Genomic DNA, 24,678 nt, shown 5'->3' on the forward strand with positions numbered 1-24,678 from the left:
GAGAAACCTTTAAACTAGGACATGGAGCCTTTTTATGCCCGCCAAGAATTCTCCAACGCATTGTCTTGTGATTGAGAGAATAAGACTTGCGTGGTACGGTAACTATACGATGTTGTCAGTAACCATGGCTTACATGTATGGCACAATGAACGGAGTGGAACCTTTGTTATATCGCAACATAGCTAAACCGGTATTTTTCAAATTAGATCCTGAAAAAGCTCATCACCTGGTTATAGGTGGCATGGCGAAAGCGACGAAGGTGCCAGGTGCACTTGCCATGATGCGTGGGATGTATGGTGTGAAGGCAGATCCGGCCCTGACGACCTCTTTGTTCGGTCTCACATTCCACAGTCCAATTGGACTAGCAGCAGGACTTGATAAAAATGCGGAGGCCGTCCGCGGATTCTCATCCATTGGCTTCGGATTTATGGAAGTGGGCACTGTCACGCCGAAGGGACAGCCTGGCAATGAGAAACCACGTATGTTCCGGCTTCCTCCCGATGAAGCGTTAATCAATCGAATGGGCTTCAATAATGAAGGAACAGAAGCAATGCGCGAGCGATTGGCTGCGATTAAGGATCGACCAATTCCGGTATGGGTCAATATCGGTAAAAATAAAGCAACACCAAATGATAAGGCGCATGAAGACTACTTGAAGTGCATACAAACGATGTATAATGTTGCGGATTTGTTCGTCGTCAATATCAGCTCGCCGAACACGCCTGACTTGCGGAATCTGCAGCATGGCGATGAGCTGAAGGCACTGCTCAGTCTGGTTGTTGATGAGATGAATCGTCAGAATGCTGCACATGGTCAGAGCAAATCCATTCTCGTCAAAATTGCACCGGACGTATCTGATAGTGAATTGGAGAGTATGACCGAGACGATTGTGCAGAGTGGAGTGTCAGGAATAATTGCCACCAATACTACCTTGTCACGGATGGGGGCAACCCATGTCCATCGATTGGAGAACGGGGGATTGAGCGGTAAGCCGTTGACGGAACGCTCGACAGAGGTCGTATCGCAAATCTATCGAATGACCAAGGGGGTCATCCCAATCGTAGGGTCGGGTGGCGTATTCACTGCCGAAGATGCGTACCGGAAAATACGTGCCGGAGCCAGTCTGGTGGAAATATATACGGGACTCATTTACAAGGGGCCAGGAATTAACCGTGAGCTAGCTTCGGGCTTGAAGCGACTGATGAAGCAGGACGGATTCAAGCATATCTCAGAAGCTATCGGGGCTGATCATCGATAAGAATGGTCGTATAGTGAAACGGCATAGGTTCACTGAACGAATGGTTGGAATGGACAGGAGGCGTACAAATGGACGGAAGAGATTGGGGAAATTTTTTGCTGCCTTATGCACAGGCCGTCGAAGAGCTGAAGGTCAAGTTCAAAACGTTGCGAACTGAATTAAAGAAGCGAGAAGAATATTCACCTATCGAGTTCGTAACGGGTCGGGTGAAGAGAATTTCTAGCATCCTTGAGAAAGCAAAGCGCCTCGAGGTGCCTCTTAATCAATTGGAGCAGGGAATTGAAGATATCGCTGGGATTCGAATTATGTGCCAGTTCGTCGATGATATTCATCGCGTGGCTCAATTGATTCGGAATCGACAAGACATGAAGGTCGTATATGAAAAGGACTACATTACCAATTATAAGGAAAGCGGCTATCGCAGCTTCCATATGATTATCGAATATCCGGTTCAAACGGCGCTCGGCCAGAAAATGATTTTGGGAGAGATCCAAATCCGTACATTGGCCATGAATTTCTGGGCAACGATTGAACATTCATTGAATTATAAATATAAGGACAGCTTGCCTGAGGAGGTTCGTCTGCGTCTGAAGACAGCGGCTGAGGCGGCGTTCGTACTAGACAACGAAATGTCCAGCATCCGTCAGGAAATTCTCGTAGCGCAGCAGAGCTTCGAGGACAAGTCGAAGATTGTACAGAAATGCTTGTCCTTTATCCAAGAGTTGTATTATTCCCACCGTATTTCTGAGGCGATTCAATTCCAGAACCGCTTCAATGAAGTATGGGAGAAGGATGATATTACAGAGTTGAAGCAATTAGAGGAAGAGATCACGAATGCACTGGAGAGAGCGAAGAAGAACGGAAATATTCAGCTATGAATACCGAGTCGGCTCTCCCTTATGACAGGCTGTATATTCAGTTCATCAAGCTGTTCAATGAAGAACGGGATTATTATCAATGCCATGATGTCATGGAAGAGTTATGGCTTGAAGAGGGGCGCAAGCCGCTTCTTCAAGGGCTGCTTCAGGTAGCAGTGGGGCTGCATCATTTCCAGAATGGCAATCGTCCTGGAGCGATTAAGCTGCTGACCGCAGCGCTTCAGAAGCTGGATGCCTATCCAGATATCATATTGGGGATCGACTTGCAGCAGCTTCGTAACGATTCTGAAGAGACTTTGGACAAATTGTGCAATTGCGATGCGAGTTTGCCTCCATTTCAAGATCTTACGATTCGAATCGTGGATAAGGAGCTCGGTGCGCTTATTGAGTGCTGCGAGCTGCCTTCCTTACATGAATAAGACAAGTTGAATATCGTGACATATTGATGTTAGAAGAAGAGAAGAACACCATTTTGGGGCAAGGCCTTAAATGGTGTTCTTCTCTACATAAACGGATCCCGTTACGAATTAACCAATAACAATAATGCCTTGAGAATTCGTCGGGCCAATGAGCAGTGTATCTTCCGGCAAAAACGTTCTGGTGAATGTCAATGTCAATAAGAAGGTACCACCCACTGGAATACATTGGTGGGTGTTAAAGAACGTTGTTAAATCCAAATCAAGTGATATTACAGGCGGAGTCAGAACCAATTGTTTAGCTTCGAATGTTGTTTGAATCTTTAATGATGCAAGCATAGGCGGAATTCCAAGGCTATTTTTAGTTTGAATGTGGAGGTCGCATAAACTTTGACTAATGCCATTTTGAAGCACGAGTTGAAATGTGTTTCTGCCTAAAAGCAATTCATCCAAATCGTTGAATATCAGCGTTCTGTTAAACAAGATCGTCATCTCTTCACCCCCCATCTTGCCGGTCTGCAAAATTAATATATGTGAAACTGCATGTGCTGGCTTGTATGGATACACCGTATGCGAGACTTTCATGTAAAATTGGCTCTACAGCTTACAGGAGAGCATGCGCTCGTGTAATGAAGCGTGCCGATGTTATTTTACTGGAGGACTGGAATAACAATAACGATAGAAGTCGATTTCCGACTGTAGAGACTTTTGTTTTCCGTTCTGCTAACCTGTATAATATGTGGAAATAAGCTTCATATTTTGGTTCATAAAGGAGACAAATAATGGATTTGCCCCCGAGTATCAGCTTTATTCTAGTAGCAATACTGATTATCCTTACCGGCTTTTTTGTAGCCACAGAGTTTGCAATTATTAAAATCCGATCCAGCCGTGTAGATCAACTGGTTCTGGAAGGGCGCAAGAATGCACTTGCGGTCAAGCAAGTGACGAGCAATCTGGATGGATATCTGTCCGCCTGCCAGCTGGGAATTACGATTACGGCGCTTGGACTTGGTTGGCTCGGTGAACCTTCGATTGAGAAGGTGCTTCATCCGGTATTTGAGTGGTTGTCTGTTCCACAGCAAGCTGCTTCGATCCTTTCCTTTTTGATTGCATTCATCGTCATTACATTTCTACATGTTGTGGTTGGTGAGCTTGCGCCGAAGACGCTTGCGATCCAGAAGTCGGAGAAGATCAGCTTGTTGTTCGCTAGACCGATCATTTGGTTCCACAAAGTGATGTACCCGTTCATTTGGTTGTTGAACAGTTCTGCGAATGGATTTATCCGCATGTTCGGTCTGAAGCCTGCGAAAGAGCAAGAAGAGGCCCACTCTGAAGAAGAGCTGCAGATAATTCTGAATGAAAGCTATGAAAGCGGTAAAATCAATAAAACGGAATTCGGTTATGTGAGCCGCATATTTGCATTTGACGAATTGCTGGCCAAGGAAATTATGGTTCCGCGAACGGACATGATTTGCTTGCAGGAGGAACTGCCTGTAGAGGAGAGCATTCCAGTCATGAAGCGGGAACAGTATACCCGATACCCGATTATTCGTGGAAGCAAGGATTTCATTGTGGGCATGATCAACACGAAGCAGTTGTTCCTGCAATATGATGAAGCGGCTAATAAGAAGCTATCTGACATCATGCTGCCCGTTCTCACCGTTTCGGAGTCTACTCCGATCAATCAGCTCCTTAAGCGAATGCAGAAAGAAAGCACGCATATGGCGATCCTAATTGATGAATATGGTGGAACATCCGGTATGATCACGATTGAAGATATATTGGAAGAAATCGTTGGCGATATCCGTGATGAATTTGACAAGGAAGAACGCCCTGAAATTGAACAATTGGATGAGCATACCTATATATTTGATGGGAAAGTGCTGCTTACGGATGTAAATAGCTTGCTCTCCACTGAGCTTGAGCACGAGGATATCGATACTATCGGAGGATGGCTGTACGATCGGATGCCGGATTGCAAGAAGGGCTCTAAGCTCGAATGGAACGGTATTCAATTCACTGTGCTGGAGAGAGAGAAGCATCGAATCCGCAAAGTCCAGATCGCATCAGGACAATGGAATCAGTTATTTGAACAAGAAGATGTGCAAGCGGAGCAATCTTCACTGTAATAGAGAAGAAGCACCCTTCGGAACCTTTCTTTGCGGTTCTGCAGGGTGCTTCCTTTATTTTATCGAACTCATATTGAATGATCTCATTGTGAATTACAAACTTGTAGGTTTATTGGCATCGATTATTGCAGCACGACCGTATCGCCTTCCTTCAATCCTTCCAATACCTCTGTTTTCTCACTTGTTTCGAGACCAACTTTTATCTCTTTTCGTTCGATTTGGCCATTGCCTTTATCGATATTAACAAAGACGCTCTCTTTTTCCCGCATAACGGCAACAGTTGGCACAACGATCGCATTTTCTTTCCGTTGTGTCTCAATTTGTCCAGTAAGGCTGAGACCGGCAATCAGGTTCTCATTGGCATCGAGTCCGATGATGACTTCAAATTGAGCGGGCTGATTGTTATTGCGTTGTTCCTCGGATACCGCCTTTGCGAATTTGGACACTTTCAGCACTTTCCCTTTAATCTTGACGTTCTTCATGGCGTTCATTTTTACTTCAACGGCCATGTCAGGCTTAATGCGGAATACATCCTGTTCGCCAACTAGCGTAACGAGCTGCAATTTCTTCAGTTCTACGATTTTGCCGACACGTTCATTCTCTTTCAGTGCTTGTGGAATTTTGTTCGGATCATCGTATAGGAAAATCCCTGGCGAAGGTGCGATATAATTGGCTACATCTACCTTCTTCTGCTTCTGAGCGATTTCCTTTCGTTGAATATCAATGGTTACATTGTTCAGCTCTTGCTGAAGCTTCGCCGTTTCTTTCTCGACGAATTTCTTCTTCACTTCGGCTTCCGTGGAAGGGAGCGCTTGATCTTCTTCGCTTAGCGCGGATTGATATTGTGCGAGCTGCGTTTCAAGCTTCTGCTTTTGAATTACAGCTTCAGCTTGTGCAATTTCATTCAACAGTACACTTGGATCGAGACGGAAGATAGTTTCGCCCTTCTTCACCTGCTGCCCATCCTTTACAGCCCATTGCTTCACTTCTGCACCGAATGGCGCATACACGATCGTTTCCTTTTCATATGTGGATTTACCCTTTACTTCAATATGATTCACAAGTGTTTCCTTCGTAACCGGGAAGGTGATCGCACCCGCATTGTCCATCGGAAGCTCTGGTTGTGGTGGGTTAGCGAAACGATACAATCCAAAGCTGATGCCGCCTAAAATAAGTATGATAATTGCCCATTTCAATATCGGTTTTATTTTCGATTTCATTTGGTAAATGTCCTCCTCTATGTGGAACAGCTCTACAGACAACGCAAAAATGATGGCTGTTAGTCGCGCTTAATTGCGGTAAGAGCATCGGTACGAGAGGCGCTGACGGCTGGATAAATGCCCGACAGAATGCCTGTTACGATTGCAAATGTAATTCCGATCGGAATATTAGAGTAGGAGATGAAGATAATCGCATCCCCCGTACTCTCGGACATTGTACTTGCTGTAACCCCGTTAATGCCCCATACGATCCAGTAGGACAGCATAACGCCAATCAATCCACCAACCAATCCGAGCAGTGCCGCCTCAATGATGAACATGTTGCGAATCTGTCTTAGATTCGCACCGAGCACCTTCATAATGCCGATTTGGCGGCGGCGTTGATACGTGGACATTGTCATTGCCACCACAATCGAGATTGAGGCGATGAACAGAACGAAAATGCCGATTCCAAGTGCAATCGTCTTGACGATTGCGAAGTTCTCCTGCAGTCGATCCTTTTGATGGAGGTTTGTTTGCGTGTTTAACGTTAACTTTTTAATTTGCTTCTCAACTTGTTCTACATTTGCTTGGTCGTCTACTTTTACGATGACATTGTTGTATGTACCTTGTTCTGTACTGCCGTCATTCATGTGCAACTCCTGCATCAGCATTTTTCCGGTTTCAAGAGATACGTACAGCTTCTTATCGTAAGCTACCTGATTCTCACTTACACCGTTTGGCTTCTTCAATACAGCAGACACGCGAAGCGGGGAGCTCATATAGGTCTTGCTATCCCCGTTCATCAGCATCGTCTTGAGCCGAAGTTGACGTTGATACATCGCTGTAGGAATACGGTTTAGGTTGTTATACTGCTCCATCAAGGAGTCGTCGTACGGATTGTTCGACAATTGCTCCATCAGGTTATCCATCGTCTCTTGGTCAATAAGTCCGAGAGTGGCTCCATAGCTCAATACGACGGTACCATCAAGGTCTGAAGGGGATCCCTGCATAAACTTATTGTCAAATTCAGTTAACGAATTGAGCTCTGTCGCAAATACCTCAATTCCAGTCCGACGATCATCCATCGTATACATTTCCAAATAGCCGAATTGCTGGAATGGCGCAACAGCCTTGACATGAGGGATGTTGCGAATGACCTCAATTTTCTGGGCTGTAATCTTTCCGCGCTCAATACTCTCGTCATCCGCACCTTTTGCCTGCTGTCCGCTGTTTTTTCCTTGATTTCCACCTTGGCTGACCCCGGTATTTGGTGTTACCGTAATCTCGTCCATTTTCAAGTACGTGTTCAACTGTTTCTCTGCAAACGTCTGTGCAGATTCTCCGACACTCATCGCAATAATAATAGCGGCACAGCCAATTGATATTCCCGCTGCACATAATCCGGTTACGACCTTCCGTCTCTTCAACTGATCCCATGAAAGATGGAGGTAGTCTCGTACTCTCACGACTGCTCACCTCCAACGGGCTGAAGGATTTTTTCCTCCGGAACAGCTTCTTCTGCTGTTATCGAACTCACGCGTGTGCGCGATCCATCTTCGATCAGTACGCCGTCCTTCAACGTAATAATCCGCTTCGTTTGTTCAGCCACTTCCATTTCGTGGGTAACGATGATGAAGGTGGTGTCGACGGTTTCGTTCAAGTTTTTCAGGATTGCAATGATTTCTTCTTCTGTACGTGTATCCAAATTACCGGTAGGCTCGTCCGCAAAAATAACCGATGGCTCGGTAATAAGAGAGCGTGCAATACTGACACGCTGCTGCTGTCCACCAGACAATTGGGAAGGGAACAGCTCAGCCTTGTCAGGAATACCGACTTGTTCAAGCAGGCGCAGCGATTTTTGTTTCCGCTCCGATGGACGAATTCCTTGAAAAATAAGCGGGAGCTCTACATTTTCACGTACAGTTAAATTGGCTATTAGCTCATACGCTTGAAAAATGAATCCGATGTGCTTGCGTCGAAATTCAGCGAGTGAGTTCTCGTTAAGTTTCACAATGTCCTGATCTGCAATATAGATGCTTCCTTCAGTTGGCTTCATTAAGCCTGCCATTAAGTTAAGCAATGTTGACTTACCAGAACCTGAGCTGCCGAGCAGTGCAACCATCTCGCCGCGCTTCACTTCGAAATTGATGGAATGCAGTACTTGGGTGGTTTCGGGGCCGTTCTTAAATGAGTGTGATAGGCCTTCGACACGTAACATTCGGCTCCTCCTTTCTATCTACTTCTTCGATTAAATATGTATCGATCCAGCGCATAACAGTGTTCCATACGATGATTATAAGGGAAAGTTTCTCTCTTGACTGCATTGTGACAATATTGTAAGGGGGAGGGAGAATGCTGTCACCTAAATCGATGAGATGTCGATTCGTTGTGATATGCGCAGCTGGCATGGTATGCTGTAAGAGCACGGCTCAGAATAGCTTGTGCACAATGCAATACGAGAAGATAGGAGCGAAGAATGAACACAAGCACACCGTGCAGCATGGAGGTGAGCATGCGGTGGCAAAAAAGATAAGGCTGGACAAACTATTAGGGCATATGGGCTGCGGCAGTCGCTCAGAGATTAAAAAATGGGCGAAGATTGGCCTAATTCAAGTCAATGGACGGGTAATTAAGGACAGCGGCTTGCAGGTGGATCCCGATGCAGATGAAGTGCTGCTGGATGGCGAACAGATTCGCTATCGTGAATTTGTATATATTATGTTGAATAAGCCGCAAGGCGTAATATCTGCTACGGAAGATATACGGGAACGGACGGTGATTGATCTGCTCCCTGAAGAGCTGCGGCACTTCGAGCCTTTCCCAGTAGGCCGGCTGGACAAAGATACAGAGGGCTTGCTGCTGCTTACAAATGACGGCAAGCTGGCGCATGAACTGCTGTCTCCGAAGAAGCACGTCCCGAAGACCTATGTGGCTACCGTTAGAGGACGGGTTGACAGCAAGGATGGAGAAGCATTTCAACAAGGAGTAGAGCTGGATGATGGATATGTGACGAAGCCAGCTCATCTTGTCATACGTGGCCATGAGGAGCAATCCGATGGAACCGTACACTCCTTCATCGAACTGACGATTACAGAAGGAAAGTTTCATCAGGTGAAACGAATGTTCGAGTCAGTCGGCAAGCAAGTCATTTATTTGAAGCGAATTCGAATGGGCGAACTGGAATTGGATTCGGCTCTTAAGCTCGGTCAGTGGAGAGAGTGTACGGAAGAAGAGCTTACCTTGCTCCAACGACAGCAGCAATAGCAACAATATCAGCAATACTAACCATAGCAACAACTGGCTAGGACTGCTTTACACTTACGAATATCATACTGTTCATACGATACAGAAGATAGAGATGAGAGGGAGAAATCAGTGATGAATTATCGCATCGTGGCTTTAGATATGGATGGAACTCTGCTTCATGACGATCATACGCTGTCCAGCGCGAATGCGGAGGCGATTCGCAAGGCTGCGGCACAAGGTATGGAGATTGTGCTGTGTACGGGAAGAAGTCCGATCAGTACGCTTCCTTATTTAGAGCAAATCGGACTAGAGGGTGTTGTCATTACCCATAATGGTGCAGCTACCATTGCTTCAGAAGGGCGCAGAGTGCTCCACCGCTTCGATATCCCGAGCGCTGGCTTGGAGCCTTATATTCAATATTGCCGTGAGAACGGAGTTCACTTCGATATCAATACAGCTTTTGATCTCTATGTGGACAAGCTGAACGAGTTGACCCCGGAGATGCTGGATCTATACCGTCAATTCCTGATTGAGCCGAAGCAGTTCCCAGGTTGGACGGGCTTGACTGATGCTCCTGTGAAGCTGACGATGAGCGGGCAAAAGGATGAGATGGATCGAGTGGAACATGAATTGAATCAATGGACACATGAGCACAACTTTATTCGCTCAGGAGACTACTTTATCGATATTATGCACAAGGATGCAACGAAGGGAAATGCACTCAAGCAGCTTGCTGCTATGCGCGGCGTACCTCGTGAGCAGGTATTGGCTATCGGCAACTATTATAATGATATGACGATGATTCAATTCGCTGGCTTGGGCGTGGCTATGGACAATTCTCCTCTTGAAGTAAAGGCTGCTGCACAGGAAGTCACACTGTCGAACAACGAGGATGGAGTGGCGGCAACTCTGCTTAAGTATTGTAAATAGCTGCACCCAGCCCTAGAGGAAATTGTACTGGAGCTATGCTGGAATTGGTTCCGTGCGAGTACCCATGCAATGATTCACTCATGTGAACCACTGTCCTTGCACAATCGAAGCTTCTCTCAGGAGCATTCTATTGTGCAAGATCAGTGGTTTTTTTATTTGCATGAAGCTGTTCTTGTAAGGTAGTCTACTTTATTTGCGCAATCCTTTTGGATAATGATTCTTTAACTGGCCGCCTGATGCTTTGCCGAAGCCAATTGGCAATCCGTCTATTGCGACAAGTGTCCATCCCTTCAGATTCGCATTTTCTCCTTCAAGAAGCAGAGCTTCACCTCGCAAATAGGCTTCCGCGGCCGGATCTTCCACATCATATGAGATGGATTGAGCAGCTACCTCTGAAGAACCGCAGAACATCGCGAGTGCATGGGCGGGCTCAATACGATTCTTGCGTATATGAGCGAGATGCAGACCGGCACGAGGGATGCGGAGCCCTTGGAGTGTCTCTCCACTTCGTAGTGCTTGAACAGCTGATTCATTGCCCTGCGGCAGCCAATAGAGTTCTTCCCCGAACAGCAAGGGCATTCCTTGCGGCAAGTGAATCCCAGGTAGGAACTCTTTCATCCAAGCCTCAAACTGTGTAAATGCCGTCTGCGCTTCGTTGGAGCGGGTTCCACCTCCCTTGCGGGCAGTCTTGCCGCGACGGCTAGTAGAGCTAGTGGAAGCAATTGATTCCGAGTCGCCCTCCTGTAGCTGCAACACGGCTACAAAATGTCCTTCTCCTTCAGAGTGATGAGGCCAAATTCGCTCCATGCGAATCAACTTGAACTGGTCGTAATGCTGAAGCCATTTTTCAATGATCCCTTCATTTTCCTGATGGTTGAAAGTGCAGGTGGAATAGGCAATCGTCCCGCCGGGCTTCAACATCGTAACTGCTGCCTGAATAATATCCCATTGCCGTGCTGCGCACATGGCAACATGCTCAGGAGACCACTCCTTGATAGCATCGTTATCTTTACGAAACATGCCTTCACCCGAGCATGGGGCATCGAGCATAATCCGATCGAAGGCTTGCGGGAACTTAGCGGCTAACGCATGTGGATCGGATTGGGTGACGATCGTGTTGGGGATCCCCATTCGCTCAATATTTTCGGCTAATATTTTGGCGCGCTGTGGATGAATCTCATTGGAGATGAGGACACCTTCACCTCGCATCCGTCCTGCAATGTGGGTAGATTTCCCTCCAGGCGCAGCGGCCAAATCCAAGATGAATTCGCCTGGCTGTGGATCAAGCAGGCTTACTGCAGACATTGCAGAGGGCTCTTGAATATAATAGAAGCCTGCTGCATGATACGGGTGCTTGCCAGGACGCGAGCTCTCTTCGTAATAGTATCCTTCTTCGCACCAAGGCACGGGGCGCAGCTGGAATAGCTTCTCTGAGCGCGAGCGAGCGTCAGGATGTGTCAGCCACTTCACGGGATTGGCACGCAGTCCGAAGGTTCGCGGCTCTGTATAGCTTTGCAAAAATGCATCCCCATCCTTAGGGAGCATCTGCTTCATCTGCTCAATATAAGCTTGAGGTAATGAGTAGTTTGTTTTTTCTAGGGACATGTTACAGCTCCTTTCCGAATGGGTATAAGTAATCAGCATTGTATAGTTTACCGGACTGCTGGCCTTCGATGCAACGTTGAATCTTTAGGGAATAACCGCATGAAATCTCTTATTCATCATTGTGATTTTCTAGTAGTGATTGGAGGTACAGGTTACAATAATGTAAGACACTTTTGCGAAACGTCATAGTAAGCTTGTACGTATGGAGTATGTGGTAGGATTCGGGGTTGGAAAGATCAACTCATGGATACAATTTGACTAGGGGAAGCTAGAGATACGCATCTACGAGAACAACCAGGTAAGACAGGAGAAAGGAGCGGATGAATGGTGAATGATGTCGTTGTTGAACTACAAAACGTCACGAAAAAGATAAAAGGAAAAACGATTATCGATGATTTGTCATTCAGTGTACGTCGCGGTGAAGTATATGGATTCCTTGGCCCGAACGGAGCAGGGAAGACGACGACGATCCGGATGATGGTCGGCCTGATGTCGATGACTTCTGGAAATATTGTAATAGAGGGGCATAATATTCGAACCGACCGCGCGAAGGCGATGGCTCATGTTGGCGCGATTGTCGAAAACCCAGAGCTTTACAAATTTATGACCGGACGCAAAAATTTGCAGCACTTCGTACGTATGAGCGGGAAGCCGATTACGGAGGAGCGCATTAAGGAAATTGTGAAGCTGGTAGATTTGGAAAATGCGCTGGACAAGAAAGTTAAGACGTACTCCCTAGGGATGCGCCAAAGGCTGGGTGTTGCGCAGGCTCTGCTTCATAACCCATCCATTTTGATATTGGATGAACCTACGAATGGTCTAGATCCAGCCGGTATACGTGAACTGCGTGATTATTTGCGCCATCTCGCGAAGAAGGAAAATATCTCGATTCTCGTATCCAGTCACTTATTGTCTGAGATTGAACTCATGTGTGATCGAGTGCTCATCATTCAGAACGGTAAGTTTGTCGGGGAACGATCGCTTGATCCGAATGAAGAGGGCGAACAATCACAAGCAATGGCAATTCGCTTCGTGGTCGACGATGCCGCGAAAGCGATGGAAGTGCTGGCATCTACAGCTTGGAAGGCAAGTGTAGAGGATGACAGTGCAGTTAAAGTTGAACTGATGCATGACGAGGTTCCTACAGCCGTACAGAAGTTCGTTCAAGCGGGTGTTCTCATTTATGAGGTGCGCACAGTGGCGCCTACATTAGAGGAGACGTTCTTGTCCATGACGAAAGGGGGACGTATTGAATGAGATACTTCGTATCCCTTGTGCAAAATGAATGGATGAAGGCGAACAGCAAGCGCCAAGTGCCTTATTTTTACGCGTTTATCGCGGTTATTACGTTAATTGTAGCTGCTGCAATGCGGTTCTTTATTTTCAAAAGTGATCCATATCCATATATGGCTTTTGTGAGCGACGTCAACTTCTTGTTCAGTTCCCTCATTGGCATCTTTATCATGGTCGTCGCTGCACAAATCGTTACCGACGAGTATCGAGATGGAACGATTAAGCAGTTGTTGATAAGACCGGCAAGCCGCACAACGGTACTTACCTCTAAGATGGTTACTGTAGTACTCATCTTGTTGTCGGTGTATGTATTCACGGTCATTTGCAGTGTTGTGATCGGAATGATCTTCTTCAGCTTCATGTCAGCAGATGTTACACTGGCGTCCATATTGAAAGATATCGTCTTCCGAATTCCAGATGTACTGTTCTATGCACTGCTTGCGATGACAGCAGCTGTGCTGACACGCAGCTTGGGTCTGGCAATTACCGTGCCGATTGTGATGAAGTCAGTCGTTGGAGCGGGGATATACTTCTTCTCTGGCAAGCCGTGGTACAAGTATTTAATTTTCCCGAATTTGAACTGGCAGCCGTATTTCAACGGTGGAGACAATCTTCCATTTAAAGAAGCGAGCTTCGGTTTCAGTGTTACGATTTTTGCCGTGTATATGATCGTGCTTCTTGGCTTGTCCCTCATCATTTTCAACAAAAGAGACGTACAATAGAATAGCGCTCAATCTGGAACAACGGACAATGCCTTCCCTTGCATGGAGATGCAGGAGAAGGCGTTGTTTATTGTTAGGACATATTGCCCGAGGCTTTCTGGATATGGAGATAATTTGTGACTAGATTTTTGCCATGAGTTTTGGAATAGTACATCGCCTGATCCGCTTCTCGTACAATATCATCTGAAGTCATATATTTGCGCAGCGTACTATGACCGATGCTAAGGGTTACCGTTGTCTCCTGTTCTACGCGATGCCGGATTGACTCAGCGATTTGCTCGGTACGGGCATTGCGATGCGTAATCAGCGCCACTAGTTCCTCGCCTCCGAATCGGCCAGGTACGCCATAGTCCTCCACCTCTTCCCGAATAATCAGAGACACTTGCTTCAAGATTTCGTCTGCTTGATCATGACCATATGTATCGTTGACTTTCTTGAAATTGTCGATATCGCAAAAAATAAATGAAATTTTGTACTCGTTGCGGATATATTGCTGCATCACTTTCATAATATGTCTTCGATTGAATAGACCTGTCAACCCATCCGTAATAGAAGTGCGATAAGTCATATGAAGCAGTTCGACCACGCGCTCGAACAAGATGAAGAACAATAGGGAGTAATAGGCGAGTGGGAGTAGCCGTTCCAACAGGAACAGCTGATTGTTATTGTATGTAAACAGCAAGGCATTCATAGATGTAAGCAAAATCGTGGCAAAGTAAGCTGCTAAGCTGCATATATAAGTGATACGCTGTCCGATTCTGGGTGCTACCCACACATAACAAAACAGCGTTGCGAACATAAGATATAGAAGCAGTGGCCATGCGTTAGCGATGGTAGGTGTGATGTTCGTGTCAAAAGGAATAGACAGCATCGTCGCAATTGGGATGACCAGCAGCATTGCTGAGAAGCGAACACGATATCCTCGAGTAGGCCTCTTGTAGAGCCGGTATATCGCCATGTTCACGAGAACAAAGGAAAACGCTTGCAAGGTCGCGCCACCGACAAACCAGTTATAAATATGAGGGTTCCACTCCAGCAATGGCAGACGAATCACATCAATCAGACGTTCCGCCGCCATAAGGAATAAGGAGATAACGAGCAAAATATATGCTGGTGATCGCTGACGGATATAAAGACGAATCGCCATCAGAATCATAATAAATGTAATGTAAAGGATACAGGAAGACACTGATCCCATCACATTGTTCACTTCAGAAAGGGAATTAGCCAAATGAGTCATGAATGACAGCTCCATTGGGAAGGTTCTTTACTGAAACATATGTTCTAATATATCATAAAGGTTGAATGGCGAAAAGCGCGAACAAGAAGGAGGCGCTCGCATGAATATTTTGCAAGCATTGTTTTTTCCGCCTGAACAGCCTGGAGGGGTATCCTCCATGATTCCATATATACTTGATCGATTTCAATCGCCCCACTGGGAGATGGAGATCTTTTCGCTGCCGAAGCGAATACGGGGCAAAGGGCAGGAAGAAGTCCATTTTCATACTTTCGATTGGAAGCAGTACGGGGATAGTTCGATTGTGCAGAAATATGTTCAAACGTATCGCGACTATGTCTGGTGGTCGAAGCTGCGACTTACGAATCGCTATGATCTGATACATGCACATCATCCCATTGTAGGACTTGTAATGAAGCAGTTGTACCCGGATACACCTGTAATTATGACCGTTCACTCTAGCTTTGAACAAGAGCTCATCTTAAATGGAAAGATTGAACCCAATGGACCGGAGCATCAATTTCTAACATCCTTATACCGTGAGTTGGAGTCTCAAGTGGATGAGATGATGACGGTGTCCGCTTCTTTCCGGACGTATCTGAGGGCTTATGTTCATGATGCGGATCGAATAGAGGTTCTGCCGAATGGATTTGATGAGAAGCGATTCAAACCGATCGCCCATGATAATGCGGTGCCTCAACTCATCACGATGTGCCGCTTAGTTCCTGCCAAAGGGCTCGATGTACTGCTGCAGGCATGTGCAGAGCTAAAGCGGCGGGGTCATGCTTATGTACTTCATATTATCGGCGATGGGCCGATTCGGGAGGATCTAGAGCAGCTCGCACAGGAGCTGTCTATATATGATGAGACGATATTTTACGGCTATATGCTTCATCCCGAGGAGTTTATGCCGTTCTTCGATATTTTCGTATTACCGTCGCGGGCAGAAGCATTCGGTTCTGTATTCGCTGAGGCGGCGCTATGCTGGCTTTCTCTTATTGGAACGAATGTTGGCGGGATAGCAGAGCAGATTGAAGACGGGGTGAATGGACTGCTTGTACCGCCTGATGATCCGACTGCGCTCTGTAATGCGCTGGAGAGAGCGATGATGGATGGATCATTCCGCTATGAACTTGCGCGGGCTGCGTGGGCAAAGGCGAAGCAAACCTATTCGCTAACACGTATCGTGAATGAATTGAAGCGCAAATATTTACATTATCAATTGAAGCGGGGGTGAGGCATTGATTCCGTTTCGTTTTCTACATGCGGCGGATTTGCATGTTGATAGCCCCTTCCGCGGTCTACAAGTTCTGCCGGATAAGCTGAAGGGAGAAGTTCAGGAATCAACGTTCGCTGCCTGGGACAATCTCGTACGGTTAGCAATTCGTGCGAAGGTAGACTTTGTTGTCATTAGCGGTGATTTATACGATGGCAGAGATCGCTCGCTTAAGGCGCAGTGGAGGCTTCAGCGGGGGATGGAGCAGCTTCAGGATAAGCAGATTCCCGTGTATATCATTCATGGGAATCACGATCCACTTCATCGCGAGGTGAAGTGGGAGTGGCCAAGCAATGTGACCGTTTTCCCCACGGATAAACCACAAGCCGTTATTGTTCCGAATAAGAATGCCTCGCCGGTAGCGGTTATATGCGGCATGTCTTATGGAGACATGGCAGTATACGAGAATTTGGCAGCGATGTATCCCAGCCGTCCTGAAAGGAATGCTGTGCAAGCGAGGAATGGCCTTTCCCCGGATGAGGATTGTACGGTGCATGCAGATAGAGTAGAGGAGAACACTCATAGGAGTCAACAGTCAGTTGCAGCTAATGAACTGTTCCGCATCGGTCTGCTTCATGGAACGGTTGATGGAAGTGCAGAACACGATCCCTACGCACCATGCTCCAAGAGAGAGCTTGTGGAAAAGGGATATGATTATTGGGCGCTAGGCCATATTCATAAGAGAGAAGTGCTGCACGAGTCTCCTTATATTGTATATCCCGGCAATACACAAGGCAGGCATGTAAAAGAAACAGGTGCGAAAGGCTGCTACCTGGTTAATGTGAATGAGCTTGGTGATGTCAACCTGCAATTCGAAACATTGGACACGGTTCGCTGGCGTCAGGAGCAGATCGATGTTAGTGGGATAAGTTCACTTCAATCTATCATGCAGCTGCTTGATGAGAAGATGGCAGCTTGGAAAGGTGAAGAGGGGGAGCGATTAACGCTGATTCGTGTGGAACTGACCGGACGAACGCCCTTGTATGCCTCGCTGCAGCAGGAATCCTTCACCGAACAATGGAGGGAAGCATGGCAAGCACAAGAGCTTGACCATGCTTCTTATGAAGAGGTGTCAGGGATTCTGTGGCCAATCGCACTTCGCATCAGCTGTACACCTGATATTGATATTGAGCAGTGGGAGGCGACTGATAGCTTCCCAGGAGACTTGATCCGAATAGCGAGTCAGGCACAACAGCATGATACAGCTAGAGAAGCGTTGATTCAGGAAGCATTGCAGACACTTCTGCAGCAGCCACGCTTGCGGAATTGGCTTGCCTCCCAATCCAGCGAGACACAGGAGGAATGGGTGCGAGAAGCGATGCTGTTAGCCGTTGAGTGGCTCCAGAGCGGGGTGAAGCGTCCATGAAAATATTACAGATTCACCTTATGGGGTATGGAGGATTCCGTGATGCGGTAATCCCGCTTGCGGAACGCGGTTCGAATATGGGGATTACGCTGCTCTATGGACCTAATGAGGCAGGGAAGAGTACGATTACCTATTTTATTCGGGACATGCTGTATGGATTGCCGAAGCGGAGAAGCAGTCATACCCGATATGTGCCGATCGAAGGGGCTATATATGGGGGACGGATGAGCGTGCTCGATCGAAGTGGTGCCGAATGGACGATTGAGCGGTGGGAGCGGGATGGTTCGCTCCATACGAGTATCCGTAAGGTGTCTGCAACAGGAGTTCTGATAGATATCAGCCAATCTCAATTGGAGGATGAACTGTTAGGGGGATTGAATGCGGGACTCTTCTGCCGCTTATTTGGCATAACACTCGATGAGCTGCAGGAGCTGCAAACGCTGCAGGATGACGAGGTTGGGGCCTATTTATATGATACAGGGCTGTATGGCGGCAGAGGGATAACTGAGGCGGAGCGTTGGCTGCAGCAATCGATGGATGGACTGTTTCGGCCGAGGGGCCGCAATCAGTTGATCAACCAGACCCTTCATACGATGGACAAGCTAGAACGAGTTCAGCGAGAAGCGCATCGTCATGCGGGAAAGCTAAGTGAGTTAGAAGATCAGTTGACTCGAATAGAGCTAGAACTGAATCAGTGTGTAGAGCAGCGGATTGTACAACGGGAGGAACTGGCTAAGGCTGAACGCGCAAGCGACGTGGCCGATACGTGGATTCGCTATATAGCCGCCAAGCAAGAGCTGGATGAACAGCCGACAGATCTGTCAATAAGGCTGCCTGAGCTTGCTGCCCAGTGGCGGGAGCTTGATCGGAAGCTTGCTGATACGGAAGCTGCTTGTAGAGGAATCGAAGAGAAGCGGCAAGCAGCAGCTGACCGTAAGAAAGGGAAGGAGCCGTTCAAACAGCTTCTAGATCTGGAGTCGGAGACACGCCGGCTTGCGCAGTTGACGGATACCGTCCAACATTGGCGAGAAGCAGCGGGAGAGGCAGAAGTGGAATGCAATGCTGCCGAAGCTGAATTATGGCGGCTCTCTCGTCAGACAGATTCATCATGGACACCGGAGATGCTGCTGGCGAGCAAAACTTCCTTATACTTGGAGCAGGCGCAGTTGGCAGAGAGACGTGCGGATGCGTGTCGTCTCGCAATCGCGCAATCAGAAGCCGGGATGGAACATGCAGTCCGTGAGGCACAGCTTGCGGCCAAAGAGTACGACGATGCCAAGATGCAGCTCGAACGCTGTGAGACGGCTGGAGTGAATGGCAGTGGCTTTGCCCCAAACGAGGGAAGCGCAGCAGATATCGCACGCGCAGAGCAATCATTAGCAGATGCGATGCGGGTGTGGAATGCTTCGAGTGATGGCAAGGAGCATGTTCCTACACCGGAACGAGTACATAACGAATCCTATTCTCGAAGGAACCGCAATGCACCGCGTCCGCAGAAGTTTGCGCACTCCCGCATTATCTATGGATTTGGATTAGGTGTAGTGCTGCTGGCTGCCGGGCTCGGGTGGATGGCACAGCAATGGCTAATGGCTCTCGTCATTGCCTTGGTAGGCCTAGCAGCTACCGTTGTAATGGCATATGTATCTTCACAATCTCCACCGCATTCTTCAGACAAAGCGGATGTGATGGCGCGTAGCGAGAGTGCGCAAGATGGATTGGAACATGCAATCCGTGTGCATGCTGAGGCGCTCCGTCAATTATTGCAGCCCTATCTCTCTAGCACAGCACGCAGTATACCCGATGCTGGCATCGATGAACTAAGAAGGACTGCACAAGAGGTTGGAGCCTGGCATCGTGAACGATTACATGTACAAGAACGCTGTCGTTCTCTGTATGAGACGGTGATTGTGACTGAACGACGCTGTCGACTGCTTACAGCGGAACTGGATGCTGCGCATAAGAAAGAAGAAGGGCGTCTACGCGATTGGCATGCATGGCTCGATCAAGAGAATCTTCCAGAACGACTCACCCCTGCGGGTGTAAAGGAACATTGCAGAAGGTGGGAACAAGCCGAAGAAGTGGAGCAGCAGCGCCATCGCGCGGCTGTGAAGCATGCGCGCCTGCTTGGCCAGCTGGAATTGTTCGAGCAGGATTGCAACAGCTTGCTGCATACCGCACAGCATCTGATCACAACTCGATCTCAACAAGCGATGAAGGCGAATGACGCAGGTTTGGGGGAAGAAGGAACTGAAGCTGTGTTCCATTACGGAGCCGCTGCTCATGATGATGGAGTGGAGCTTCTGTCTGGATCAATGATAGGTGGATTATTCCGTCTGCTGGAGCGAATCGAGCGTGAACAGGCTGTCGAGCAGGAATATCAGCAATTGATGCTTCACAGCAGTTCCTTAGATGATGAGTGGAAGGAGAAGCACATTCATGCCAGTCAGATGCAGGAGACGATGAATAAGCTTCTCCTGGAAGCCGGTGTGAACACTGGTTTTGAATTGCTGCATTGTGCTGATGCGTACAACTATAAGCTTGAGCTGGAGCGGCAGGTTCGGGAGCTGGAAGCAGTGCTGTATCGCGGAGGAGAACGCACGGCATTTCGACCAATGGAGGAACTGCTGATTCAGTATGATGGACGTGAGCTCGAGCAGCGATGCATTTCCATCGCACGTCAAATGGAACAGCTGGATACACGGATTCGAGAGCTGGAAGGACGCAAGGGAAGATTGGAGCAGGAGCGGGAGAGGTTGAAGCAAGAGGTGGAGGGGGCTTCCCATCATCAGGAAATTGCGCTGCAGGAATCGAAGCTGGACGAGCAAGCGTCCCGTTATGCAGTTCTGGCGCTTGCCAAGACACTCTTGCAACGTACTCGCAGATTGTATGAGGAGGAGAAGCAGCCTGCTGTACTGAAACGTGCTGCCCATTATATGGAGCAGATGAGTGCTGGGCGATATACTCGCGTGCTGATTCCCTTCGGTGAGAAGACGATCGCGCTGGCAAGGCCGGATGGTCAGGTAGTATGGAGTCACCATTTCAGTAGAGGAACTGCAGAGCAGGTATATCTGGCTATTCGATTTGCGCTTGCAGAAGCGCTAACGAACCGGGCATCCGTGCCATTCGTGCTGGATGATATTCTAGTCAACTTCGATCAGGAACGGCTAGGATTGGCAGCGAAGGCGCTTATTGCGCTCTCCGATTCGCATCATGTCATGATGACGACTTGCCATCCTCATGTCGTTGATTTGATAAAGCGTGAATTGCCGGAAGAAGTGCGGTTGATTGAAATGCAACGATTGCATATAGCTCTTAAGCATAGGCGCGGTTCCCTTCAGTAGAGGGACTGCGCCTTATTTGCACCTAGATATAAGGTTCACTGTTGTTAGCTCTCAGGCGGAGAAGTTGGATGCTTCTGACGTGCAGGCTGCAGTGGCAGCGCTGCAGGAAATGGAGCGTCGGTCGGCGGACGATGAGTATGAGTCGGACGCTGTCCAGATGAACGAATTAGCAGGTATATCCATGCAAGGCTGAACACTCCAAATATTGGATACAAGTGAGATACCAGCGGCTTGAAGCCGAATTGACTGAACAGAAAGCAAAATAGCATGATCATGATAATAAGGAGCTTCGGATGAATTCCTGTACGTTGATGCATCTGCAGGGTAATCCCATACACATCGGCAACGTAGGTTGTAAAGATCTCGGAAAAAATAAGCATGACATAAATCAATTGAATGAATACGCCAAGTCCGGATGCAATATGGCCCATGGGAATATCGAATTGCGTAATACCAGGCATGTACACAGCCAACGCAAAATGTCCGGAAAGCAGCATTAATCCAATTAGTACGCCTCCGATAATGCCCCCAAGTTGAATCACTTTTTTGTTCGGCATCGAAGCTCCAAGCGGGACGAGAACAGCTTGCGCCATTGCTAAATTAAAGGCGCCATACAAGAGCGGCGCACTCCATGCTGCATAGAAGGCCTTGTCCGTGCTCAGCGTTAGTGCTTGCGCAGCATTTGGCATTTGGATGGTATGAATGATAATGAACAAGGTAAACGTAAGCATTGTAGGTGCGACGATGGAGTTCAGCTTCAAGATGGCGCCCATTCCTCGGCTAACGAACCAATAGGAACCAACCAATGTAAGCAGCAGACCAATCTGGTAGTTCAAATGCAGATACTCCACGAACACGGATCCTGCTCCTGCCAGCATTACACTATTGACGCAAATAATAATGACCATCGTGAATAGACTGACTGCTCCGCCAATCCGATCTCCGAACAGCATGCGATTAATGTCCTCATAGGATCGAGCCTTGATGTCATGAGACAGGAGCATCAGCTTCGTGCCCAGCCAGATGAACAGCACTGTCGACAATGCGATGGTAAAGGGAGCCCACCACCCATAAGCTGTGAAAAATTGCAATATTTCTTGTCCGGTCGCAAACCCTGCCCCCACGACGGTTCCAATATACGTGAATGCAATTTGCATAACTAACACTGCTTTTCTCAACGTTAAGACGCCTCCTTGCCAGCCAGGCTTGTACGCATTACTATAAAATATGAGCAAGTAGGTTCGGACATGACTGCATGGTTATGATAAAATAGATATCGAATTACGGGAGGGGGGCTTACGGTGCAGACAGTCATGTGGGCGCTGTCCAATTATGGATACATAGCTTTATTTATGTTGCTTGCGCTAGGCATCATCGGCATCCCTGTACCGGATGAGACGCTGATGGTCTTTGTAGGCAGCTTGACTGTAAATGGCCCATTTCAATACACACTTGCCTTCGCTGTCTGTCTTGCGGGGAGTATGACCGGGATGTTCATCAGTTATATAGTCGGTCGTCGGGTGGGGAAGCCCTTGCTGGATCGGTACGGGAAGAAGTTGAAGTTGACGCCGAAGCGAGTTGAACGAACAGAGCGCTGGTTTCAGAAATATGGAAGTTGGAGTATTGTGTTCGGCTATTTCGTGCCGGGACTTCGTCATTTGACTTGTTATTTGGCGGGGATGTCCAGAATGAAATGGACAACTTATCTTTTTGCGGCTGGATCAGGTGCATTATTGTGGGTGGCTACATTTCTAACGATTGGACATATTGTGGGAAATCATTGGCGTGATGCGGTGCGATGGCTTCACTCGAAGGGGAACCCGATTCTGTTTGGTGGTCTTGTAGTGCTTGCGGTAGGAGGCACTATCACATACTTTATTATTCGTTATCGGATGCGAACCAATAAAACGCCTTGACTCCACGTGGAATCAAGGCGTTTCATTTATTATAGAGTCCATTATACGCGCTCGTTGGAAAATAGCTTAACTGCTTGGATCTTGTTTGTCGTCGGATCCAGATCAAGTCTCAACAAGCAGTTCTTTAATTCATAGCTCCACACATAATCTGTATCATGATCTGGACGTCCGAGCACCTTGGAGGCGGTAGCTTCACTGTCTCCAATTGTTAAGCCCTGGATTCCTGTCGAGGTATCCTCACCAGATACTTCAACAAATATGACTCGCCCATCCTGCTTGCATCCGTAAGAGAAGCCTTCGTATTGATACACGTCAATTGGATCGGTATCATCCATGACATAATGCTCCTCAGGTTCTCCCCATAGCTCCTTAACTGCGGCATTGTTCGAAGCAAGCACAATGCCTTTCAATTGAGGGTGTGCACGATCAAAAGCTTGATCCGTATATGTAGAATCACCGTTATGAGAGGATTGGCTCTTTGGTGATGCAATTTCGGTTTTCTCGTTTTGTTTCCCTACAGGCTTGCGTTCATCTGGCTTCACCTGAGAATCTTTCTGGTGCGAATAAGGTGTATCCGTTTCAATTGGGGGGATGCTGTGCTCCTGTGAGGTGCATCCTTGAAGCAGCCACGTCATCATGACTGCGGCCAGTACAATGGTTATACTGCGTTGCCGAGTAGATCGCCACATCGTAAATCCTCCTCTACCGCCTCGCGACGGGCCTAGAACATATTACCCTATATACGGAATTTGAATCAATTGCCAATTTGGACGTTATGAACTAGTTATCAACAGTAAATAATAAAAAATAAGCAAAAATAACCCTCTTATATAGTTAGACGCTTCAAAGCTCCATTTAGTTTCAGTTGATGAAAAGAATTGTCTGCTTTTCTCCATTCACCACTTTGACATATAATAAAAGATAAGATGGTGAGAGGGGGCAACGCAGATGGTGGATGAACGAACGGCTCGCTTTTTGGAAGAAAAAGTGACGGAGGCTAAAAACCATTTTGAACGGGCACTAGCATGCAAACACACGGAATTCGATGATTTGTACCCGTATATGATCGAACACCCTCAATTTTTCTGGTACAAAAGGTATGTCGCTTGGTCAGAATTGCTGACGATCGTAAAGCTGTGCGATCAGATGCAGGTGGGCTGGACAGGGAAATTTACCGCGCAACAAGTTGCGTATATTAACAAGCGTGTCATGTCTGCCAAGGTATTGGACTATTGGTTTGAAACGAACGATACGAAGGAACATGTGGGCTATTGAGATGAAGCATGCGTATGTGTGGGGCCTGCTGATGATGGCAGGCCTTGCATGTTGTACATAGCGGAGGTGTGAAGTACATGATGATGGAGGAAGCGGAGCTTGATCGTTATCGAGTGGAAGGAACATTTGTCAGAGTCATTAGGGACATACTGGAGATGAACGATGTTCGAGGATTCGTGGTTGCATGGGATGATGAGTATGTCATGATTCGCAAGCGAAATCGGCGTGTTGTGAAGCTGAGTCGCAGCTATATGATTCAACCTGCAGATGAGCCAAGAACAGTCCCTGAGACTTGATCGGATATACTGGAATACTGCATGGCAGCGGGGAGGGAAACCTGCCAGCTGCCTTGCAGCAGAAATAAGAAGATATCATTGCAAAAAGTTTATAAAAGTGTTGACGATCCTATAATGACGTGATATTATATTCCTTGTCGCCAGGAAAACAACTTAGCGACTCAATCGGAAGTAATCAAATATGCGGTCGTGGCGGAATTGGCAGACGCGCTAGATTCAGGTTCTAGTGGTAGCAATATCGTGGAGGTTCGAGTCCTCTCGACCGCACCATACTTTCATCAGTGAATCCTCA

The 24,678-nt window shown here is 47.5% G+C and carries 22 protein-coding genes and 1 tRNA gene; 15 read left to right on the top strand and 8 right to left on the bottom strand.

The annotated features are described in order from the left end of the window. Positions 1 to 163 precede the first annotated feature (163 nt). The 3 genes from BLS15_RS15620 (at position 164) to BLS15_RS15630 (ending at position 2,555) form a co-directional block, all read left to right on the top strand. A complete protein-coding gene (locus BLS15_RS15620) occupies positions 164 to 1,258 on the top strand; it encodes a quinone-dependent dihydroorotate dehydrogenase (RefSeq protein WP_175460790.1) in 1,095 nt (364 codons plus the stop codon). A 68-nt stretch (positions 1,259 to 1,326) separates the two neighbouring features. Beyond that, positions 1,327 to 2,136: a GTP diphosphokinase gene (locus BLS15_RS15625; protein WP_021253210.1), complete on the top strand. Its 810-nt coding sequence runs from the start codon at positions 1,327 to 1,329 to the stop codon at positions 2,134 to 2,136. Beyond that, positions 2,133 to 2,555 (top strand): DUF309 domain-containing protein, encoded by a 423-nt coding sequence (locus BLS15_RS15630; protein ID WP_021253209.1) that lies wholly within the window; start codon positions 2,133 to 2,135, stop codon positions 2,553 to 2,555. The genes BLS15_RS15625 and BLS15_RS15630 overlap by 4 nt, the downstream gene beginning before the upstream one ends. Before the next feature lie 108 nt (positions 2,556 to 2,663). Here BLS15_RS15630 and BLS15_RS15635 read toward each other — a convergent pair whose 3' ends face one another. Further along, on the bottom strand, positions 2,664 to 3,044 hold the full coding sequence (locus BLS15_RS15635) for a hypothetical protein (protein ID WP_139170672.1): 381 nt from the start codon (positions 3,042 to 3,044) through the stop codon (positions 2,664 to 2,666). Positions 3,045 to 3,334: 290 nt separating this feature from the next. On the opposite strand from BLS15_RS15635, the gene BLS15_RS15640 reads away from it, so the two are divergent. Then, complete coding sequence (locus BLS15_RS15640; RefSeq protein ID WP_021253207.1) at positions 3,335 to 4,681, top strand: hemolysin family protein; 1,347 nt, start codon at positions 3,335 to 3,337, stop codon at positions 4,679 to 4,681. A 122-nt stretch (positions 4,682 to 4,803) separates the two neighbouring features. Here BLS15_RS15640 and BLS15_RS15645 read toward each other — a convergent pair whose 3' ends face one another. Genes BLS15_RS15645 through BLS15_RS15655 form a run of 3 tightly spaced genes read right to left on the bottom strand, consistent with a single transcriptional unit; the run spans position 4,804 to position 8,101 of the window. Continuing rightward, the gene (locus BLS15_RS15645; RefSeq protein WP_021253206.1) at positions 4,804 to 5,901 is read right to left on the bottom strand and encodes an efflux RND transporter periplasmic adaptor subunit; all 1,098 of its coding nucleotides are present in this window, start codon (positions 5,899 to 5,901) and stop codon (positions 4,804 to 4,806) included. Positions 5,902 to 5,960: 59 nt separating this feature from the next. Continuing rightward, on the bottom strand, positions 5,961 to 7,349 hold the full coding sequence (locus tag BLS15_RS15650; RefSeq protein WP_028533869.1) for an ABC transporter permease: 1,389 nt from the start codon (positions 7,347 to 7,349) through the stop codon (positions 5,961 to 5,963). Continuing rightward, a complete protein-coding gene (locus BLS15_RS15655; protein ID WP_051614223.1) occupies positions 7,346 to 8,101 on the bottom strand; it encodes an ABC transporter ATP-binding protein in 756 nt (251 codons plus the stop codon). Before BLS15_RS15655 ends, BLS15_RS15650 begins: the two co-directional genes overlap by 4 nt. A 299-nt stretch (positions 8,102 to 8,400) precedes the next feature. Between BLS15_RS15655 and BLS15_RS15660 the strand changes: the two genes are divergently transcribed. Both BLS15_RS15660 and BLS15_RS15665 read left to right on the top strand, forming a co-directional pair. After that, on the top strand, positions 8,401 to 9,147 hold the full coding sequence (locus tag BLS15_RS15660; RefSeq protein WP_036590710.1) for a pseudouridine synthase: 747 nt from the start codon (positions 8,401 to 8,403) through the stop codon (positions 9,145 to 9,147). 114 nt (positions 9,148 to 9,261) lie between these two features. Beyond that, entirely contained in the window at positions 9,262 to 10,059 is a 798-nt protein-coding gene (locus tag BLS15_RS15665; protein ID WP_021253202.1) for a Cof-type HAD-IIB family hydrolase, read from the top strand. Between the two features lie 189 nt (positions 10,060 to 10,248). Here BLS15_RS15665 and BLS15_RS15670 read toward each other — a convergent pair whose 3' ends face one another. Then, the gene (locus BLS15_RS15670; RefSeq protein ID WP_090512392.1) at positions 10,249 to 11,664 is read right to left on the bottom strand and encodes an RsmB/NOP family class I SAM-dependent RNA methyltransferase; all 1,416 of its coding nucleotides are present in this window, start codon (positions 11,662 to 11,664) and stop codon (positions 10,249 to 10,251) included. Between the two features lie 327 nt (positions 11,665 to 11,991). Between BLS15_RS15670 and BLS15_RS15675 the strand changes: the two genes are divergently transcribed. Together BLS15_RS15675 and BLS15_RS15680 are read left to right on the top strand one after the other, a co-directional pair. After that, positions 11,992 to 12,921 (top strand): ABC transporter ATP-binding protein, encoded by a 930-nt coding sequence (locus BLS15_RS15675; protein ID WP_028533872.1) that lies wholly within the window; start codon positions 11,992 to 11,994, stop codon positions 12,919 to 12,921. Further along, entirely contained in the window at positions 12,918 to 13,679 is a 762-nt protein-coding gene (locus BLS15_RS15680) for an ABC transporter permease (protein ID WP_021253199.1), read from the top strand. Before BLS15_RS15675 ends, BLS15_RS15680 begins: the two co-directional genes overlap by 4 nt. Before the next feature lie 73 nt (positions 13,680 to 13,752). Here the strand turns inward: BLS15_RS15680 and BLS15_RS15685 are convergent, their stop codons facing one another. After that, positions 13,753 to 14,919 carry a GGDEF domain-containing protein gene (locus BLS15_RS15685; RefSeq protein WP_021253198.1) on the bottom strand — a complete coding sequence of 389 codons (1,167 nt, stop codon included), beginning with the start codon at positions 14,917 to 14,919 and terminating at the stop codon, positions 13,753 to 13,755. Positions 14,920 to 15,019: 100 nt separating this feature from the next. On the opposite strand from BLS15_RS15685, the gene BLS15_RS15690 reads away from it, so the two are divergent. The 3 genes from BLS15_RS15690 to BLS15_RS15700 are packed head-to-tail and all read left to right on the top strand — an operon-like array spanning position 15,020 to position 20,899. Further along, positions 15,020 to 16,153 carry a glycosyltransferase family 4 protein gene (locus BLS15_RS15690; RefSeq protein ID WP_021253197.1) on the top strand — a complete coding sequence of 378 codons (1,134 nt, stop codon included), beginning with the start codon at positions 15,020 to 15,022 and terminating at the stop codon, positions 16,151 to 16,153. A gap of 4 nt (positions 16,154 to 16,157) precedes the next feature. Continuing rightward, positions 16,158 to 17,558, top strand: coding sequence for a metallophosphoesterase family protein (locus tag BLS15_RS15695; protein WP_028533874.1), 1,401 nt, complete (start codon positions 16,158 to 16,160; stop codon positions 17,556 to 17,558). Then, the gene (locus tag BLS15_RS15700) at positions 17,555 to 20,899 is read left to right on the top strand and encodes an AAA family ATPase (protein WP_028533875.1); all 3,345 of its coding nucleotides are present in this window, start codon (positions 17,555 to 17,557) and stop codon (positions 20,897 to 20,899) included. Before BLS15_RS15695 ends, BLS15_RS15700 begins: the two co-directional genes overlap by 4 nt. Before the next feature lie 44 nt (positions 20,900 to 20,943). On the opposite strand, the gene BLS15_RS15705 is transcribed toward BLS15_RS15700, so the two are convergent. Further along, positions 20,944 to 22,077 (bottom strand): YkvI family membrane protein, encoded by a 1,134-nt coding sequence (locus tag BLS15_RS15705; protein ID WP_021253194.1) that lies wholly within the window; start codon positions 22,075 to 22,077, stop codon positions 20,944 to 20,946. Between the two features lie 123 nt (positions 22,078 to 22,200). Here BLS15_RS15705 and BLS15_RS15710 point away from each other — a divergent pair, with 123 nt between their 5' ends. Beyond that, entirely contained in the window at positions 22,201 to 22,815 is a 615-nt protein-coding gene (locus BLS15_RS15710; protein ID WP_021253193.1) for a DedA family protein, read from the top strand. Positions 22,816 to 22,856: 41 nt separating this feature from the next. Here the strand turns inward: BLS15_RS15710 and BLS15_RS15715 are convergent, their stop codons facing one another. Then, a complete protein-coding gene (locus tag BLS15_RS15715) occupies positions 22,857 to 23,504 on the bottom strand; it encodes a hypothetical protein (RefSeq protein ID WP_021253192.1) in 648 nt (215 codons plus the stop codon). A 259-nt stretch (positions 23,505 to 23,763) separates the two neighbouring features. Between BLS15_RS15715 and BLS15_RS15720 the strand changes: the two genes are divergently transcribed. The 3 genes from BLS15_RS15720 (at position 23,764) to BLS15_RS15730 (ending at position 24,656) form a co-directional block, all read left to right on the top strand. Next, the gene (locus tag BLS15_RS15720; RefSeq protein ID WP_021253191.1) at positions 23,764 to 24,090 is read left to right on the top strand and encodes a hypothetical protein; all 327 of its coding nucleotides are present in this window, start codon (positions 23,764 to 23,766) and stop codon (positions 24,088 to 24,090) included. An 80-nt stretch (positions 24,091 to 24,170) separates the two neighbouring features. Beyond that, positions 24,171 to 24,386 carry a hypothetical protein gene (locus tag BLS15_RS15725; RefSeq protein WP_072729734.1) on the top strand — a complete coding sequence of 72 codons (216 nt, stop codon included), beginning with the start codon at positions 24,171 to 24,173 and terminating at the stop codon, positions 24,384 to 24,386. 183 nt (positions 24,387 to 24,569) lie between these two features. Next, positions 24,570 to 24,656 (top strand) — tRNA-Leu (locus BLS15_RS15730). Positions 24,657 to 24,678 lie beyond the last annotated feature (22 nt).

It is taken from the genome of Paenibacillus sp. cl6col (genome assembly GCF_900102125.1).
In the GTDB taxonomy this organism is placed as follows: domain Bacteria; phylum Bacillota; class Bacilli; order Paenibacillales; family Paenibacillaceae; genus Paenibacillus_B; species Paenibacillus_B suaedae.